The organism is Dyadobacter sp. BHUBP1 (genome assembly GCF_050587785.1).
Taxonomy (GTDB): Bacteria; Bacteroidota; Bacteroidia; order Cytophagales; family Spirosomataceae; genus Dyadobacter.
In genome coordinates this window covers 260,214-276,849 of record NZ_JBOBIH010000008.1, presented here as the reverse complement: position 1 = coordinate 276,849, position 16,636 = coordinate 260,214, and the positions used below count along the sequence as shown (strand labels likewise).

16 protein-coding genes are annotated in these 16,636 nt (G+C 50.3%); 2 read left to right on the top strand and 14 right to left on the bottom strand.

All coding sequences use genetic code 11. The features are described from left to right. Positions 1-8: 8 nt before the first annotated feature. The 14 genes from ACQ4MZ_RS26345 to ACQ4MZ_RS26280 form a co-directional block, all read right to left on the bottom strand. On the bottom strand, positions 9-2,477 hold the full coding sequence (locus tag ACQ4MZ_RS26345) for an ATP-dependent Clp protease ATP-binding subunit (protein WP_430850191.1): 2,469 nt from the start codon (positions 2,475-2,477) through the stop codon (positions 9-11). A 32-nt stretch (positions 2,478-2,509) separates the two neighbouring features. Then, entirely contained in the window at positions 2,510-3,442 is a 933-nt protein-coding gene (locus ACQ4MZ_RS26340) for a hypothetical protein (RefSeq protein ID WP_430850189.1), read from the bottom strand. Positions 3,443-3,598: 156 nt separating this feature from the next. After that, complete coding sequence (locus ACQ4MZ_RS26335; protein WP_430850187.1) at positions 3,599-4,762, bottom strand: hypothetical protein; 1,164 nt, start codon at positions 4,760-4,762, stop codon at positions 3,599-3,601. A gap of 21 nt (positions 4,763-4,783) precedes the next feature. Further along, on the bottom strand, positions 4,784-5,008 hold the full coding sequence (locus tag ACQ4MZ_RS26330) for a response regulator transcription factor (protein ID WP_262510557.1): 225 nt from the start codon (positions 5,006-5,008) through the stop codon (positions 4,784-4,786). A 104-nt stretch (positions 5,009-5,112) separates the two neighbouring features. Further along, positions 5,113-5,763: a response regulator transcription factor gene (locus ACQ4MZ_RS26325; RefSeq protein ID WP_430850185.1), complete on the bottom strand. Its 651-nt coding sequence runs from the start codon at positions 5,761-5,763 to the stop codon at positions 5,113-5,115. A 236-nt stretch (positions 5,764-5,999) separates the two neighbouring features. Further along, the gene (locus ACQ4MZ_RS26320; RefSeq protein WP_430850182.1) at positions 6,000-7,118 is read right to left on the bottom strand and encodes a P1 family peptidase; all 1,119 of its coding nucleotides are present in this window, start codon (positions 7,116-7,118) and stop codon (positions 6,000-6,002) included. An 89-nt stretch (positions 7,119-7,207) separates the two neighbouring features. Further along, positions 7,208-8,131 (bottom strand): DUF4249 domain-containing protein, encoded by a 924-nt coding sequence (locus ACQ4MZ_RS26315; protein ID WP_430850180.1) that lies wholly within the window; start codon positions 8,129-8,131, stop codon positions 7,208-7,210. A gap of 35 nt (positions 8,132-8,166) precedes the next feature. After that, positions 8,167-10,530, bottom strand: coding sequence for a TonB-dependent receptor (locus tag ACQ4MZ_RS26310; RefSeq protein ID WP_430850178.1), 2,364 nt, complete (start codon positions 10,528-10,530; stop codon positions 8,167-8,169). A 280-nt stretch (positions 10,531-10,810) separates the two neighbouring features. Continuing rightward, a complete protein-coding gene (folK, locus tag ACQ4MZ_RS26305; RefSeq protein WP_430850176.1) occupies positions 10,811-11,302 on the bottom strand; it encodes a 2-amino-4-hydroxy-6-hydroxymethyldihydropteridine diphosphokinase in 492 nt (163 codons plus the stop codon). A 90-nt stretch (positions 11,303-11,392) separates the two neighbouring features. Then, complete coding sequence (gene rpmB / locus ACQ4MZ_RS26300; protein ID WP_090384950.1) at positions 11,393-11,632, bottom strand: 50S ribosomal protein L28; 240 nt, start codon at positions 11,630-11,632, stop codon at positions 11,393-11,395. A gap of 93 nt (positions 11,633-11,725) precedes the next feature. Beyond that, the gene (locus ACQ4MZ_RS26295) at positions 11,726-12,412 is read right to left on the bottom strand and encodes a response regulator transcription factor (RefSeq protein ID WP_430850173.1); all 687 of its coding nucleotides are present in this window, start codon (positions 12,410-12,412) and stop codon (positions 11,726-11,728) included. Then, entirely contained in the window at positions 12,412-13,662 is a 1,251-nt protein-coding gene (locus tag ACQ4MZ_RS26290) for a sensor histidine kinase (RefSeq protein WP_430850171.1), read from the bottom strand. The genes ACQ4MZ_RS26295 and ACQ4MZ_RS26290 overlap by 1 nt, the downstream gene beginning before the upstream one ends. A 105-nt stretch (positions 13,663-13,767) precedes the next feature. Beyond that, positions 13,768-14,637, bottom strand: a complete 870-nt coding sequence (locus ACQ4MZ_RS26285) for an N-acetylglucosamine kinase (RefSeq protein WP_430850169.1) — start codon at positions 14,635-14,637, stop codon at positions 13,768-13,770. Between the two features lie 20 nt (positions 14,638-14,657). Further along, entirely contained in the window at positions 14,658-14,894 is a 237-nt protein-coding gene (locus tag ACQ4MZ_RS26280; protein ID WP_430850167.1) for a cytochrome b5 domain-containing protein, read from the bottom strand. A 139-nt stretch (positions 14,895-15,033) separates the two neighbouring features. On the opposite strand from ACQ4MZ_RS26280, the gene ACQ4MZ_RS26275 reads away from it, so the two are divergent. Further along, complete coding sequence (locus ACQ4MZ_RS26275) at positions 15,034-15,489, top strand: hypothetical protein (protein ID WP_430850165.1); 456 nt, start codon at positions 15,034-15,036, stop codon at positions 15,487-15,489. Positions 15,490-15,570: 81 nt separating this feature from the next. Beyond that, on the top strand, positions 15,571-16,593 hold the full coding sequence (thiL, locus tag ACQ4MZ_RS26270) for a thiamine-phosphate kinase (protein WP_430850163.1): 1,023 nt from the start codon (positions 15,571-15,573) through the stop codon (positions 16,591-16,593). The last annotated feature ends 43 nt before the right edge of the window (positions 16,594-16,636 follow it).

The following is a 16,636-nucleotide window of genomic DNA, read 5'->3' as shown; positions in this document are numbered from 1 at the left end:
AATGGGTGCTATTCCAATATGCTTTCGGCCTGGTGGACATTCCAAATGACCTCTCCATGGTTGTCAGTGCTGAGGTCGATCACCGAACCTTTTCCGGCCTGCCCGGAGATAATCATCCGGCTTACCGGCCGCCTTAGCAGGTTCCGGATGACGCCTTTCAGAGGCCTCACGCCGTATCTCGGCGTAAAACCTTGCATCGCGATGCTTTTTCGTGCTTCGGGAGTCAGGTTGAGGCTGATGCCCTGTTTATCGAGCAGGTCGGTAAGACTGCGCAAATGGATATCGAATATTTTTATCACATTATCCTCTGAGATCGGTGCAAACGGTACTATTTCGGTCAGCCGAGCGAGGAATTCCGGCCGGAAATATTTGGCCATAATCTCCATCAGGTCGGATGATTGCGGAATGCCTCCTTTGCCAAATTCGTGGATAATATGTTCCTGCCCGATGTTGGAAGTAAAGAGGATCACCGCATTGGAAAAATCACCTTCCTTGCCGAGCCTGTCATGTAATTTTCCTTCGTCGAGAATTTGGAGGAAGAGATCAAAAACAGAGGGATGCGCCTTTTCTATTTCATCAAAAAGAACTACTGAATAGGGTTTCTGACGGATTTTATTCACCAGCAGCCCGCCTTCCTCGTAACCCACGTATCCCGGAGGCGCGCCGTAAAGCAATGCTGCCGAATGCTCTTCCTTGAATTCCGACATATCGAACCGGATCAGGAACGACTCATCGTTAAACAGGAAATCGGCGAGCGCCTTCGCGATTTCGGTTTTGCCCGTTCCGGTTGGTCCCAGAAGGAAGAACGAACCGATGGGTTGCCCGGCCTTGATGAGGCCCGAGCGTGATTCCAAAATAGCTTCGCTCAATGCTTTGACAGCCTGATCCTGGCCCACAACTCTTTTCTTCAAAACTTCATCGATGCCCAGCAGCTTGTCCCGTTCAGAACTTTGCAGCTTGCCTAGCGGAATGCCGGTTTTGTGGGAAATAATGGCGGCGACATCATTTTTATCAATCGAATCGGAGCGGCGCGTGGCCAGGTTCCGCAATGCGGATAATTTGGTACTTAATTGATTGTGAATGCCTTCGGATGTTTCGAGGTCGGTTTCTTCATTCGCATCGAGCTGGCCGGTGAGCAATGGGCTTAGTCGGTTGGGAAGCTGCCGGGCAAACCATCTGAGTTCGTGCAGCCTTTCCGCTTCGTCGACCGCCGTCAGCATATCGAGGTCGGTTTGTAATGTATTTAATTCGTTTTCAGAAACTTCATCCATTAATCGCATCGCCGCCATTGTGCGGTCGAGCAGGTCTAGGGCTACATCGGGCAGGCGACGGTCTTTGACGTACCTTTTAGCGAGCTTCACAGCCTCAGCGGCGGTGCCTTCTGACACTTTCAACCCATGGTGCGCTTCGTAAACCGGCAGCATATGCTCGATCATGCGCGTGGCAGTGGCTTCGTCGGGCTCTTCCACATGGAGTATTTCGAACCGGCGGGAGAACGCTTCGTCTTTTTCGATGTATTTTCTGTATTCTTCAGGTGTGGTGGCTCCTATTAATGTGAGTTCGCCCCGCGCTAGTTCGGGTTTGAGTAACTGGGCGACTCCTGCGCCGATTGAACCTTTCGGGTCAAGCAGCATATGGATTTCGTCGATGAACAGAATCGCTTTGTCAAACCCCTTTAGTTCATTCAAAATACCTTTCAGCCGCTCTTCTATTTCACCTTTATAGGAAGCCCCGGCTACCAGCGTACCCGTGTCCAGTTCCAACAAACGGGCGTTTTGTAGCAGCTGAGGGACTTTTTTCTCTGCAATGAGCTTGGAAAAGCCCTCCACGAGCGCCGATTTGCCTACACCCGGTTCGCCGGTCAATATCACATTGGGTTTGCTTCTGCGGCCCAGTATTTCGGCCATTTGGCGAATTTCCCGGTCACGGCCGATGATGTCGTCGGTTTTGCCTTCGGCTGCCCGCTGCGTTTTGTCGGAAGTATATTTTTCAAGATACCCGGCTCCCTTTGCCGCTGGCGCCGATTGCTTTGAGCTTTCACTTTCCCCATTGGCGGTAACAAGCGGGGCATTATGGAGTGCCAGTACTTCTTTCTGAGTAACAGGAAGGGACTTCAACTGATCGGAAGAAAATCCCACCCCGGGTTTGAGTAAAGCGGCTAATGTACAAAGTGGATCTGTGTCTATATTGAGTTGTAATCCAATGAGTTCGGCGAGTTCCAGCGCGGCGGCGGCCTGGTTGTCGGGCTGGGGTAACTCGGGCACGCGCACCGATTTAGCGCTTTCTTCCAGTCGCACTTCGGCCCAGTCGCGCAGGTATGCAAGGTCTTTGCCTGCCATTACAAGCTCGGAAGCGAGACCCACGTCATTATGTAGCAGGCCCATGAGTAAGTGCGCAGGACCAAACCGCTCTTGCCGGTATTCGCGCGCAAGCGACTGTGCGATCGTGATCGCGTATCTGAGTGCTTCGGTTTGCATGGATCAATAGGATAGATTTGGAATGCTGTTTCTCAGGGCTGATTTTTTTGTAATGCCAATAGCCGCTCAGTCGCTTTAGCTTTCATGTCTTTGTTGACGGTCGAAACCTGTAAACCGTCGAATATCTGTTTCGCCTGGTCGTAATAAACTTTCCGGTCGTTTTTGCGCAGGTTCCCCTGTGTAAGCAATTGGTAGTAACCTTCGGCCTCCGAATACCGGAGCCATTCGCGGTATGTGACGGCGGTTCCGTTTTTGGCGGCCAGACATTCATCGAGTTGTCGTTGGATAGCCGCGATGTCGCCACCACCCGATTTGGAACTCCTGCAATTGTCGAGGTCACGTTGCAGCGCAGTCAGCTTGGCTTGTAGCTCTTTGTCGGATCCACCACCGCCGCCGCCGCCACCCCCTGCCGCTGCAGTTAGCAGCTGACGTTCCATTCCCTTGATTTCTAAGTCTTTCATGTTGATCTGATTACGGAGGTCATTCACCATTTGCATATCAATGCCCTTGCTATCCAATGTGCGCCTCAGCTCGCCGATGGTTTGACGGTAAGTGACGAGCGCTTCGGTCAGTTTGGCAATGCCGGTCGATAATCGCTTGTTCTGCTCGTGCGCCGCGGCGGCCGCGAGATTATTAAAATGGCTCATAATGCTGTTGACGCGGCTTTCAATGTCCACCAACTGTGTACGCGCCGTGGCTTTGGCCATTTCGTCGGTGGCGCTGCTGTAAACGCCGTCCAGCTGGATGAGCCTGCGCGATATCTGGCTGAGCGTGTCGGTGTCAACCAGCATCGGGTCCTGCTCTTCGACAATTTCCCGGTACCGGCGGGTTTCGGAAGCGGATACCGAGTTTGGCACCCGCATGAGCAGGTACACGGCCGCGAGCGGGAACGTGAGCGACAATACGTACATGCCTACAAACCGCCCGATCGCTGTTTTTCTCTGGTTTTTGTTAGTTGGTTCCATAGTTGCTACATGTGCGTGCCGTTATGTGGCAGGGTAACGTGTCGTCTGGAGGCCCAGGGTTGAAACCCTGGGTTAGGGTATCTCAGATAGCGCCAGAGGCGCGGTACATTTTGTATCCAGGGATTTAAATCCCTGGGAAAGGGACATAGTGGGTCGTTACAATGGGCTCCACCGCGATTTTGCTTTTTCCGGCTGCACAGGTGGCTCGTGTACAGGACTTTCGATGATAAATACCTGCTGTCCTTTGCGTTTTCCGATAAATTCAAGTTGGCTGAGTTTCAGGAACAGCGCCGTCCACATACTGTAAAAACTGTCGATGACCCGCAGGCCGGGCAACATGTCATTTTGATTAAACGGCGCTTGTATCACGGCTAACAGCTGCTTTTCAATGCTTCCGGGTGAGTCATCGGCCCATTCGCCGAGATAACCCAGTAGTTCTTCTTTCTCCCTGTCGGTAAGGCATTCCATCGCCACTCTAATGGCTTGGGCCGTCTGGATCATCGAGGTCACCATTTGCACCGGCGGCTCGGAAGGGATTATTCGCTGGAAACTGATGTTCACCATCGTCATGGTAGTTAACAGCCCTTCCACCATCAATTGAACACTGTCCGAGAGCGTACTCTTCTGACTTTTGGTCTTGATCTTCTGCAAGATCCGGAACGAATACATTTCGATGTCGTTCAGATAGCCCGACCAGCGGCTGTGCCATTCGCGCAGGTTTTTGTGACTGCGCACTGCCCGGCTTGCCGGTACAAAATCGTGCAAAACGCGCAGTTCGGAATTGCTGTATGCCAGCTTGCCGATGATCAGCCCCGGGCCACCCCATTGCTCGATATTGATGAGCTCCGAAGGTACCAGACTCACGCGTGAGAGTGCCAGAGTGTAAGGATGCCGCACGGGGATTTCTGATTCCGAAGGCGTTCCGGTCGGCTGTCGTTCGAACATGCCTACGCTGAGTACCATATATATTTCCACATTCTGCGTCATCGGGAGCCGGTATTGTTCCAGGATTCCGGCTAGCGACGTGTCGAGTTTCAGGTCGTCGGTTTCTTCGACGTCGAGCATGCTGCCATCGGGCGTAATGGCCTGGCAGCGGTTCACTTTTACGCGGATCTGATTGCCGGCATCGCCCAACACCTGTACTTCCAGCGGGTCGTTCCCGTCTTTCGGGAGCAGCAGGCCAAAGTTCAGCGGAGTGAGCAATGCGGCCCCGGCGCGTCGAACCTGATCGGTGTGGTAATGATCTGTTTCGATGAAATGCTGCCGCGAGATTTTCATCCCGTCGACCCAGTTGACGGCCATGCGACGAATATCTGCCATACTAATTTGTAATTACGAGTACTACATTTTCATGGCTGCTTTCACCAGCCCTATCACTGATCGTACACCGAATTTCCTGAACAGACTTCGCCGATAAGCTTCCACCGTGGAAATGCTCACTTGCAGCCTTTCGGCGATCTCCTTGGAGCTCATTTCGTCCATGATCAAATCCAGGATCTCCTTTTCGCGCTTTGTCAGTTCCATAATTAAAACACTTAGACAAAGTTGTTGCGGCGCAAGCGCTATTTCAATCGGCAGATACCCTGAATTTTCCGGATTTTTACCCTGATTTTACTAATGGTTTTGACTGTTGCTTTTAAGGGTTTTCCATTATGATGACCTATGAAAAACTACACCACGCCCATGCGGACGGCTATTTTGGTGAGGCCTACCGAGTTTCTGACACCCAGTTTCTGAAAGAGGTTACGACGGTGGGTTTCGACCGTTTTATCACTGATGCATAGCTCGCTGGCAATCTTGTTGGTTGAGTATTCGCTGGCTACGAGCCGGAGGATTTCCACTTCTCTTTTACTTAAAAAATCACGTGTGGAAGGGGCCGGTTCCTGAATATATTTGTCCATGGAGGTCTCGGCGAGTTTGAGCATTACTTCCTGCCCATAGTACACTTTCCCTTCCGAAACGGCCCGTATGGCCCGCTCCCACTCATCGAGTTCGGCTTCAAAAACAATGTAGCCGCTTACGCCCGATCGCACTACCTCACGAACCGATTCGGTGGAGGGACTGGGGGCGAGTAGGAGGAATTTCAGTTTGGGGTAGAGTTTTCTGATCTTTAAAATCTGGTCTGCCGTCTTCTCGGCGTGATGGGCGAATACAACTACTATATCAATTTCTTTCAGGTAGGGTAACTGGGTGATTTGTTCAAGATTATTACACTTACCAACCAGTTCGATGTAAGACCTCCTCCTCAGCCATTCTGCAACCGCCTCGCACTCTAATGGATGCGGATGGACGAGGCACGCGTGTGTAATAGAATGTTCCATACTTTTCGGGGTTGAGTACTAGAATTTACACATCAAAATTAATTCTAAGCGACAGGTCTGGTCAATACGGGAAAGTACAGGAAAAGCCAGGTAAGATTACCCGGTTTCGTAAAGGGTTGAAAATTAGCGTTTTTTAGCTAAAATCCTAACTAATTGTTTGCATTATCCAAAATACAAGGGATTCCCTTAGGGGTATTCACTGACTATATGCTATATACGTCGAATTATTTCTCAGGCTATTCCTTAATTCGCCCGTATTTACGCATGACTTCCAGTACCTTGTCCTTCGGGAGCTCTTCTACCTTGTGGCCCTGAGTACCCTCGGAAGTCCTGGCCATGAAAAGCGAATTGATAATGGCTTCCTCAGTAGCTTCGATGGCCGCCATGAAGAGTGGCGAAACGTAGTCATTGTGCAGGAATGCCGAGCTGAACACTGCTTCGGATGTTTCGTGCAGTACCTTGTTGGCTGTCGAGAAGGCAATCACGTAATCGCCGCTTCCGTTCGCGGCGATGCCGCCCGTTTGCGCCATGCCGAGCATAACGCGTTTGGCAAGCCGTTTCAGGTTGCGGGCGTCCAGGGGCGCGTCCGTAGCGATTATCATCATGCAGGAGCCGTCCGACGACTTGTCGAGCGATTCCTTGAATGCATACTTCCCTAGTTCCTGGCCTACGGGCACGCCGTTTACTTTCAAAACACCTCCAAAATTGGTCTGTACCAGCACTCCCACCGTGTAGTTGCCCAGCTTTTCAGGCAATTTTCGCGATGCCGTGCCGATGCCGCCTTTCCATCCGAAACAAACCGTGCCGGTTCCCGCACCCACGTTACCTTCGGCTACCGGGCCGGTTTCGGCCTGGGCCAATGCATTCAGGACATGGTCTTTACGCACATGGCGGCCCCGGATGTCGTTCAAAAAGCCGTCATTCGTTTCGCCGATGACCGGGTTTACAGATCTTACATTCTCATTGCCCTTCTGGGCCAATGTCCAGTCAATTACCGCGTCGGCGGCTGTGGGTACGCTCAATGTGTTGGTTAAAACAATGGGAGATTCAATCGTACCAAGTTCCTCGACCTGCGAATAGCCCGTCATTTTACCAAAACCATTGCCGATGTACATCGCCGCCTGCACCTTTTGCTGGAACATGTTGCCGTCGTGCGGGAGAATGGCCGTCACACCCGTACGTACATCCGCGCCTTCCGTGAGCGTCACCTGGCCTACCTTCACGCCCGTTACATCGGTGATCGCATTCAATGCACCTGTGGGCAGCACGCCTATTTTGATACCCAGATCGCGGGGACGTTTCTGGGCGGCAAGCGTGATCGGGAGTATGAGCAGGAGTGAGAGGAAGCGCTTCATAGGTCGGTTTGATTCAGGATGAAATATAGTAAAAAATCCACTGGGAACCGGGGCTCTCCAGTGGATACATCTGCTGTTGAAGTGTAATTTTAGTCGTTGTCGGGACGGGCTTTTTCCGGGTCGATCACCGTTTCCATGCGACTCACTGCTGACGTGCTGAAAAATCCGAGTGCTTTCGGACCCTTGGGATCGGCATTGATGATATTTGACCGGACGTTGGCGATTGGAGTGGCGAACAATCCGCCATTCGTACCTTGCTCGTTTACCTGTTTCAGAAACTCAAATGCCTCATAGGTAATGCTGTGCAGTTCGACACCTATTTGAGCCCCTGCCGAGTACAATGAATCGGTCGTGATCGATTCGCGTAATGGAAGGATGAATATCAGCCCGTCGGATGGGGCGCCGGCACCGAATGCAGCATCGTAGGCAATGGAAATGTTGGCAGCTTTTTCTACCACCGCTTTACCGCGGATCACCGGTTTGATCCAGTAGGTATCTCCCACGCCTTCGAGATCACGTGCGTAGAATGAGGCAACAAAACCTTCGCGGGGACCTTTGTCGGGTTCGAAAGGCCATTTTTCGTGCCGGTACACCACAGAATCGACGGTTGGTACGCGTTTGAGCGCTGATTGGGCGGTGAACGTATCCGTACCGTTCACGACTTTGAGTGAGTAGGTGCGGCCGACGTGCCCGAGCGTGTCGGCTGTGGTTTTACCCCAGGTATATTTGCCGTCGCCGTCGGTGTCTTCGAATTTATAAACCTTGCCTTTGTCGTCGGTAACAGTTACCTGCGCACCTAGCACGGGTTTCGGGGCATTATTGTCGAAATAAGCTTGCGACCACGACAATTTGATGGCCTGCTCACCGGGTTGGTTGGTAAGCCAGGCGTCTACGACAAGTTGGGAGGGACCGTTTGCAGTATCGAGGTCGATCACATCCTCACAGCTTGTGAGGGACATCAATGCAAGCGCGAACAATGCAGGGTATTTGATATATTTTAATGTTTTCATCATTGCTGTTTTTCTGGCGTGATTTCAGTTTGCTGGTGTCAGAATTTGAAGTTGTAGGTCACGGAAGGAATGAAATTTCCGATCACTGAATAGCGTACGGCTTCTGTTTTAAGCGGGTTATCCTCATTGACCCGTGTGTAGACAGAGAACGGGTTGCGGCGGTTGTAAACATTATACACCGAGAATACCCATTCGCCCTCGCCGACTTTGAAAAGCTTCTTTTTCGCTTTCAATGTCGCGGCCAGATCCAGGCGGTGGTAAGCGGGAATGCGGCTGTTGTTGCGTAGGCCATTGTAATTGTTGCCAATTTCAAACCCACCAGTGCTATAACGGTTGGTCGGGAATGTTGCCGGGGTTCCGCTTTGAATCGTGAAGTTGGATGACAGGGATAACCGCTTGTTTAGTTCGTATATCGCTACCGCCGTAATGTTGTGCGGTTTGTCAAAACGGGCGGGGAACCAATCATCATTGTTAATGGATTCGACCAAACGCTCTGTTCTCGAAAGCGTATAGCTAACCCAACCGGTCAGTCTGCCTTTGTTTTTCTTTACATAAAACTCAGCTCCGTAGGCCCTGCCTTTACCGAACAACAGGTCGCCGGTGAAGTATTCGTTCAGCAGCAGGTCGGAAGCCGGCACATAGTCGATTTGGTTGTAGAGTTTTTTATAATACAATTCCACAGAAGCCTCGTAAGTATTATCCTGGAAGTTCTGGAACCAGCCTAACGCTACCTGATCAGCCTTTTCGGGTTTGATATTAATACCGCTCAAAGTCCAGACGTCGAGTGGAGAACTGGCTGCGGTGTTGGAAAGCAAGTGCAGGTATTGCGATGTGCGGTTATAGCTTGCCTTAATAGACGCATTGCTGGTGATACCGATATTCAATGCCGCACGGGGTTCCAGATTGCCGTAGCTTTTGATCACATCACCTCTTTTATATTCGGTACCCGGGAAAATAGGATCCTTCCGGACGCCCTTGCCCTTGTCGGCATACTCGTATTCGGTAGCCGGCCCGAGGCTGCGGAAATAGGAGTAGCGCACGCCATATTGTAATGAAATGCGGTCGCCGAATTTCAATTCATTACCGACATATAATGCAGACTCGTCGGCATAGCGTGGTTCGAGGCTAATGTCCTGCATATCGCCTTCCGAAACGAAGGTCGCTTTGCCCGGGCGTGTATCATAATAAATATACTGGCCACCAAACGTCAGCTGGTTGTTAGGGGTAATATAGAATGTAAAATCGGGTTTGATACTGGTGCTGATGATTTTTGATTTCCAGTCGAACTTGTCTTTTGCGTCGGGTTTGTTCTGGTTTTGGCCCAGGTTATAATCGTAGTTGCTGTAATATCCGGTCAGGTTCATGAAAAGCTTGTTCGAGAAAATGTGGTTCCAGCGGGCTGTTGCCGTTTTGTTGCCCCAACCGAAGCCGAAATCTCCGCCGCCGAACACGTCTTTTCCAAAATAACCCGAGGCATAAAAGGTATCCTTATTACCCAATTGATAATTCACCTTAGCCGTCAAATCATAGAAATAGAATTTGGAATCCTTCAAATCCGAGTTCAAAAAAGGTTTTGCCAGAATATCAATGTACGAACGACGGCCTGCCACGATGAACGACCCTTTTCCTTTTGCAAAAGGCTGTTCGTAAGTCAGGCGGGAGAATATCGAACCGATACCGCCGTTGATTTCGCGCTTCTTGGCATTACCTTCTTTCATACGCACGTCGAGAATGGAAGAAATACGGCCGCCGTATTGCGAGGGAATACCGCCTTTGATGAGCTTCACGTCTTTCACCGCGTCCGGGTTGAATACCGAGAAAAACCCGAACAAGTGCGAAGAGTTGTAAACCGGCGCTTCATCGAGCAATACCAGGTTTTGAGAAACATCCCCGCCACGCACGTTAAAGCCCGAAGCACCTTCACCGACGGTCGTCACGCCGGGAAGCAACTGAATGCTGCGGATCAAATCGACCTCGCCGAGCAATGCAGGCATTTTGCGAATGGTTTTCATTTCCACCTTGTTCACCGACATTTCGATACTGCGGACGTTCTCATCTTCTTTTTGTGTTGAAATCGTCACCTCCGCGAGCTGGTTACTTTCGTCGGCCATTTCGATGCTCACGGTCTTGTCGCCGTCGAGTATCACCTCGCGGGTCACCTTTTGGTAACCGATGTAGCTAAATACGAGCGTGTACTTGCCATCGGGAAGGGTGAGTGAATAAAAACCGTAAGGGTTGGTAACCACGCCGGTTTCGGCTTCACGTACGTAAACGGATACGCCAATGAGCCCCTCACCGTTGGAGTTATCTTTGACGTAACCGCTCACGGAGTGCCGGTTCTGTGCGAGCGCCGGCAGGCTGATCAAGGCTAATAGAAGGCATTTGAGTATTCTGTTTTTCATGGACTTGGTTTGTTTACTATCAAATTGGTTTATGTTGCTGTGAGCGAAGGCAGTCATTCTTACAGACGATCAAATTGAATTTTTCCTTTTCTCCGTGACAACTCAGTGTGGATATACCCCCTGCCGACGACTAAAAAATATTTCGACATTTTCTTAACGGGCCCGACAAAGCACGTGTTAATCAGCCTAAAAAGACAGTAAAAAATGATGAACTGGTAAAAAACCTGAATAAATGGCTTTGAGCCCGAAATGAAATAGGGAAAACGCTTATGGTACTATTTCAAGGTATTTTTGACACGGTAGATGTGTCGGGGCATTGTTCCAGTAATTGGGAGGAGGTTTTTTGTAAAACGGGATGAATAAAGTCGGGCGCGATTTCAGCTAAGGGTGCCAATACAAAACGGCGGTCCTGAATGCGTGGGTGTGGCAATGTAAGCCGAGCGGAATCCATGACGGTTTGCCCGAAATACAGTATGTCGATATCGATCACACGTGCGCCCCAGCGCTCGTAACGTACGCGCCCGAGGTCGTGCTCGATGTTGAGAATGATCCTGAGTAGATTCTCAGGCTGGAGGGAGGTGGTAATTTCGAGTACCTGGTTGAGGAACGCCGGTTGGTCGGTAATGCCCCAGGGAGCGGTTTCATATATCGCCGACTGACAGGTAATGCTTCCGGCCTGTTCGGCAATGGCTTCACGCGCGGCTGCGAGTACCTGCGGGCGATCGCCGAGGTTGGAGCCTAACAACAGAAAAACCTGGCCGGTTGCTACCATTACGAGTTGGTCTGGAATAATCAATCCACGAAAAAAAGGACTTCCCGATCGGAGGAAAGTCCTTTTCCAAATAAATTCGTAAAATTCCTTTTAGAACGTAAGCGTTCCTTTGTCGTATGCTTTTTGTATAGTTGCTTCGATACCGTTTTTGTTGATGGTACGAAGAGCAGAAGCTGCTACTTTCAACGTAACCCACTCTCCTGATGAAGGAAGGAAGAAACGTTTCTTTTGCAAATTCGGGAAGAATTTACGTTTTGTTTTATTGTTAGCGTGGGAAACATTATTTCCGACGCGAGTTCTTTTACCTGTTATTTGACAAACCTTAGCCATGACTTACAATTTTTCCAAATGAGGGTGCAAAGATGCGTAATTAATTTTTGTTGAGCAAGTAAGGACAAAACAAATTTTCAAAAAAACACCTTTTTACCATCTCATCCTGAAACCCACACCGTGCACATTATCAATGCGGATGTCCGGATCGCCGGAGAGATATTTGCGCAATCTCGAAATGAAAACATCAAGGCTACGGCCCATAAAATAGTCGTCGTCGCCCCATATGGCCTTCAAAAGCTCGTCGCGGCGAATTACCTGATCGGTGCGTTCGGCCATGAATTTCAGCACTTCGGCTTCGCGGAAGGTGAGGCTTTGCGATTTGCTGTCGAGGGTTAATGTCAGCTTTTGAAAATCAAACACATATTTCCCGATCTGCTTGCTGCCGGGCTTCACTACCAATACCGAATCGGCTTTGCTGCGGCGGAGGAAGACGTCGATCCGGAGTTTCAGTTCCTCGATACTGAATGGCTTCGTAACGTAATCGTCGGCGCCGAGTTTGAGGCCTTTGATCTTGTCCTCTTGCATCGAGCGAGCGGAAAGAAAGAGAATAGGCACCTGGCTGTCGGAAGCGCGGATTTTCTCCGCTAATGTAAAGCCGTCCATTTTGGGCAGCATGATATCGAGCACGCAAATGTCGAAATGTTCTTTTCCGAAAAATTCCAGCGCTTCGGCGCCGTCGGTAGCATGTACGACTTCGTAATCGTATTGTTCGAGGTTATCCTTGGTGGCAAATGCCAGATTGGGGTCGTCTTCGACATACAGGATTCTCTTTTTCATCAAGCGTGTTTCTGCGGAATAGTAATTTTAAATGTACTGCCTTTGCCCAGGGCACTTTCCAGGCCGAGGTGCCAGCGGTGCGCCCGAACGATCTGTTTGACATAACTCAAACCGATCCCGAAGCCTTTCACATTATGCACATCGCCGTAAGGAATGCGGAAAAACTGGTTGAACACCTTTTTCTGGTATTCGGGCGCAATGCCAATGCCCTGGTCGCGGACAGCTATAACGAGGTTATTGCCTTTATTGTATGTTTCCACCACCACATCGGGAACATCGTCGGAATATTTCAATGCATTATCGACGAGGTTGCTGATCAGGCAGCGGAGGTGGAACGGATCGGCCTCAATCATACTGTTGGTTGCATTAGCCTGGAAACGCACCTTTTCTTCATAAGGCAGCAGGATGGATTCGATCATCTGCCGGGCATCGAGCCTTTCTTTTTGCAAATGCAGTGCATCGCGTTCGGCTTTGGCCATGGAGAGTACCATTTCCACCTGGCCCTGCAAGCGGAGGATCTCGTCTTGCACGATCTGCACATACCGCTTATGCCGCACGGGTTGGGACACGATATTATCGGAATTCAGCACATCGGCCGCAATGCGGATCGTCGAAATAGGCGTTTGCAGCTCGTGGGTCATGTTATTGACAAAATCACGCTGCACTTCCGAGAGCTGTTTTTGCCTTAAAATCACAAATAATGCATACGCAAAGAACGACACTGCCACCATAACCAGCGCCGACGACCAGATGGCCCCATTGATACTGCCCGCGAAATAGGTTTCCTGCTCGGGGAAGCGCACGCCGAAGTAATAGGGGTATTTGTCGGTTTTAACCCAGTTGGTCGTTTTGGCGGGATTTTTATCATTGTTTTTTGTACTCAACGACATGGCGTAGCGAATGCGGTTGGTGGTACAATCGTAAATTCCGATCTCGAAATTGGTGATCAGGTTATGTTTTTGAAAACTGTCCTTGATAAAATGTTCGAGCATTTCAGGCTGGGTGGTGGCGTTGGTGTTCACCAGAAAATACTCCGGTGAAAGTTGCTCGACGGGATTGGTGGTTTGCATTACCCCGCACACGTTGGCGAGTTTGCCGGCTACGTCCTGCAATGCTATGTGGGCATTCTGGTTGAACTGCCGGTGCCGGAGGTCGAGCGCCTGTTTTACCCAGTAAATCTGCGTAATAACCACACCGATAATGAGCAATGCAGAAAAAACCGTGAGGGATTGAATGGTACGTCTTGACATAACTAACTCGAAATGACCAATAAATATACGGCCATTCGTTCAATTAAACAGCCGTGCCAGCCGTAACATGACCGGCGTTGTGCTGTTTAACATTTCATTAACTTTTTAAGCTTTTAAATCGGATAGATGGTAGCCGATCAATCCTTCCAGAGGCGATTTCAGAATCCGGCCGGTTTTCAAGCCATTATTTTCCAGCACCGCCCGAAGAATATCCTGGTAGTAATACGCGATTGAACCAGTGAAATGCACGGGGTATTGCGCCGCATTCGCATGTTTCAAAACATATTTTTTTACAAATAACCCGAATGCATTACTGAGCAAATCCCGAATGAATTCATGGGTACGATTTTCAGCAATGAATTTGGAATACGAAGCAAAGTACCGGTTCGGATAAGGCTTTTTGTAGGCATGATCGAGCACGGTAAGGCGGTCGAGGCCGGGATATTCCCTGGTAAAACTTTCGTGAAGATCCTCCGGCAGCTCGTTTTGCAGGTAATGCACGACCAATGTCTTGCCCAGGTAGGAGCCGCTGCCCTCGTCGCCCAGCCAGAAACCCAGCGAGCCGATCGAATGCGCAATGCGGTGGCCGTCAAAAAACGCATTGTTCGCGCCGGTGCCCAATATGCATGCGAGCCCGGGCTCATGCCCGCATAACCCGCGCGCCGCGCCGAGCATATCCGAAGCCACTTCCACAACCGTGGAGGAGGGAAAGCAGTGTTTCAATGCATTGGTAACAGGTAAACTGGACTGCTCGTTGGCACACCCGGCACCGTAAAAATGGATTTCCTCAATGTCCCCTCCGATGCCGGGCACGACCTGGCTTTGCAGGACGGGAATTATTTCCTCGGTCGTCTGGTAAAACGGGTTAATGCCCGCGGACTGCACCGGTTGATAATTGCCGGTTTCCATGTGAATGTAAGCCCAGTCTGTTTTGGTAGAACCGCTGTCGGCAATGAGGATATATTTGGAAGACATATGGGAATCTTTCAATAGGGTTATTCGGGTAATTGCAGCTTGCCGATGACATTGAACCGCTCGAAAACGCGGTCGGTGTGTGGGGCGTCGCCGAGTTCCTTGGTAAGGTCCTGGCCGGCCCAGTGCTCATAATGGTGGCCGTTGCGCCAGAGCCGCGATGCGCTTACATCGTAAATCATTCCTTTATATGCACACCATATTTCTTCCCGGTCCTGCCCGTTGCGAAGTGCCAGTTGTGCCCTGGTATATACTTTCATTATATTGTTTTAGCGTGCAATTTAGCGATAAGGGTATTCCGTTGGAAAATTTAGAAAACGATCTGTCATGAATATTTTGATTATAAGACTAAAATGTGAGAACTTGGCGTTTTGAAAAGACATTCACGAAAAATAAAATATGAGAAAAAGTTACGCTCTTCTTTGGTGTTCGGTGATGATTCTAGGGCTGGTTGCCGCGGGCTGTAAGGACAAGGTTAAGCCTGTATCAGAAAGGATCGCAAAGGCCTGGACCGCAGAATCTGTTAAGCACGGTGCGACGGTGGTTTATACCCGTGGCGGTTCCGGGAACATCGAAGCCGCTTACTCCGGCTTCCGGCTGACGCTTACCAACACCGGCGGTACAAAAACAGTGAGCCTGACGGACGTTGATGGCAAAACTTTCACCGGAAACTGGGACGTGGAAGGCGATACCAAGCTGGTACTCACTAATTTGACCCCTGCGCCCACCGGCTCAGGCGGGAAGCTCGAATTCACGATCAACTCGATCGACGATGCGAAAGTGGTGCTCACACGACTCACGGCAAGTCCTAAAACGGGTAATACCATTAATGAATACACATTGACCAACCCGTAAGCGGAAAGTCAATATCGCATATCCATCGCGAAGCCATTTCCAATGCGGGAATGGCTTCGCTTTTTTGTATAATTTTGCGGCATGGAAACAAGAACTGAAATAAGCAGCCTGGGAGAATTCGGGCTGATCCAAAGAATAAATAAAGGAATACGGACCACATTGGCGGACACTGTCCGGGGCATAGGCGACGACGCGGCGGTGATCGATCTGGGCGAAGAATTCGGCTTGCTGACTACCGATATGTTCCTCGAAGGCATTCATTTCGACCTCACGTTTTTCCCGCTCAAACATCTTGGTTATAAAATCATCGCGGCAGGTATCTCCGACATCGCGGCTATGAACGGCATTCCGCGGCAGGTCACGACTAGCCTTGCATTAAGCAACCGCTTTTCGGTGGAAGCTGTGGACGAGCTTTATGAGGGAATGAAGCTGGCGTGCAAGGATTTTAATGTAGATCTCGTAGGCGGCGATACCACTTCCTCGCGTTCGGGGCTTATCATATCCGTAAGTGTTTTTGGCAAGGTCAAAAAAGACAAGATCGCATACCGGAATACGGCAAAGCCGAACGACTTGCTTTGTGTAACAGGCGACCTGGGTGGAGCCTATATGGGCCTGCAATTGCTCGAAAGAGAAAAACAGGTGTTCCTGGCCAACCCGAATATGCAACCGGAGCTGGAAGGAAAGGATTACGTGATCCAGCGCCAGTTGCGCCCCGAAGCGAGAATGGACGTGGTTTACGAACTTGACGAAGCCGGAGTGATACCGACTTCGATGATCGACTTATCGGACGGGCTCGCTTCCGATCTTCTGCATATATGCGCGCAATCGGGTGTGGGCGCGGTGGTTTTCGAAGAGCGGCTGCCGATCGACGAACAAACCTACCTGGCGGCATCCGAACTGAACATTGGTGCGGCGACCGCAGCATTGAATGGCGGCGAAGATTACGAACTGCTTTTCACGGTTTCGCAATCGGCCTACGAGCAGATCAAGAATAATCCCAAAATTACTTTTGTAGGTTATATCACCGATAAAAAGGGCGAAGTGGAGCTTCACACCAAGGGCGATTCCCGCGTGCCGCTCACGGCGCAGGGTTGGAATACCTGATTGGCTCCTCGCCATAAAAGCTTCAAAGCATAACCCTCACCGG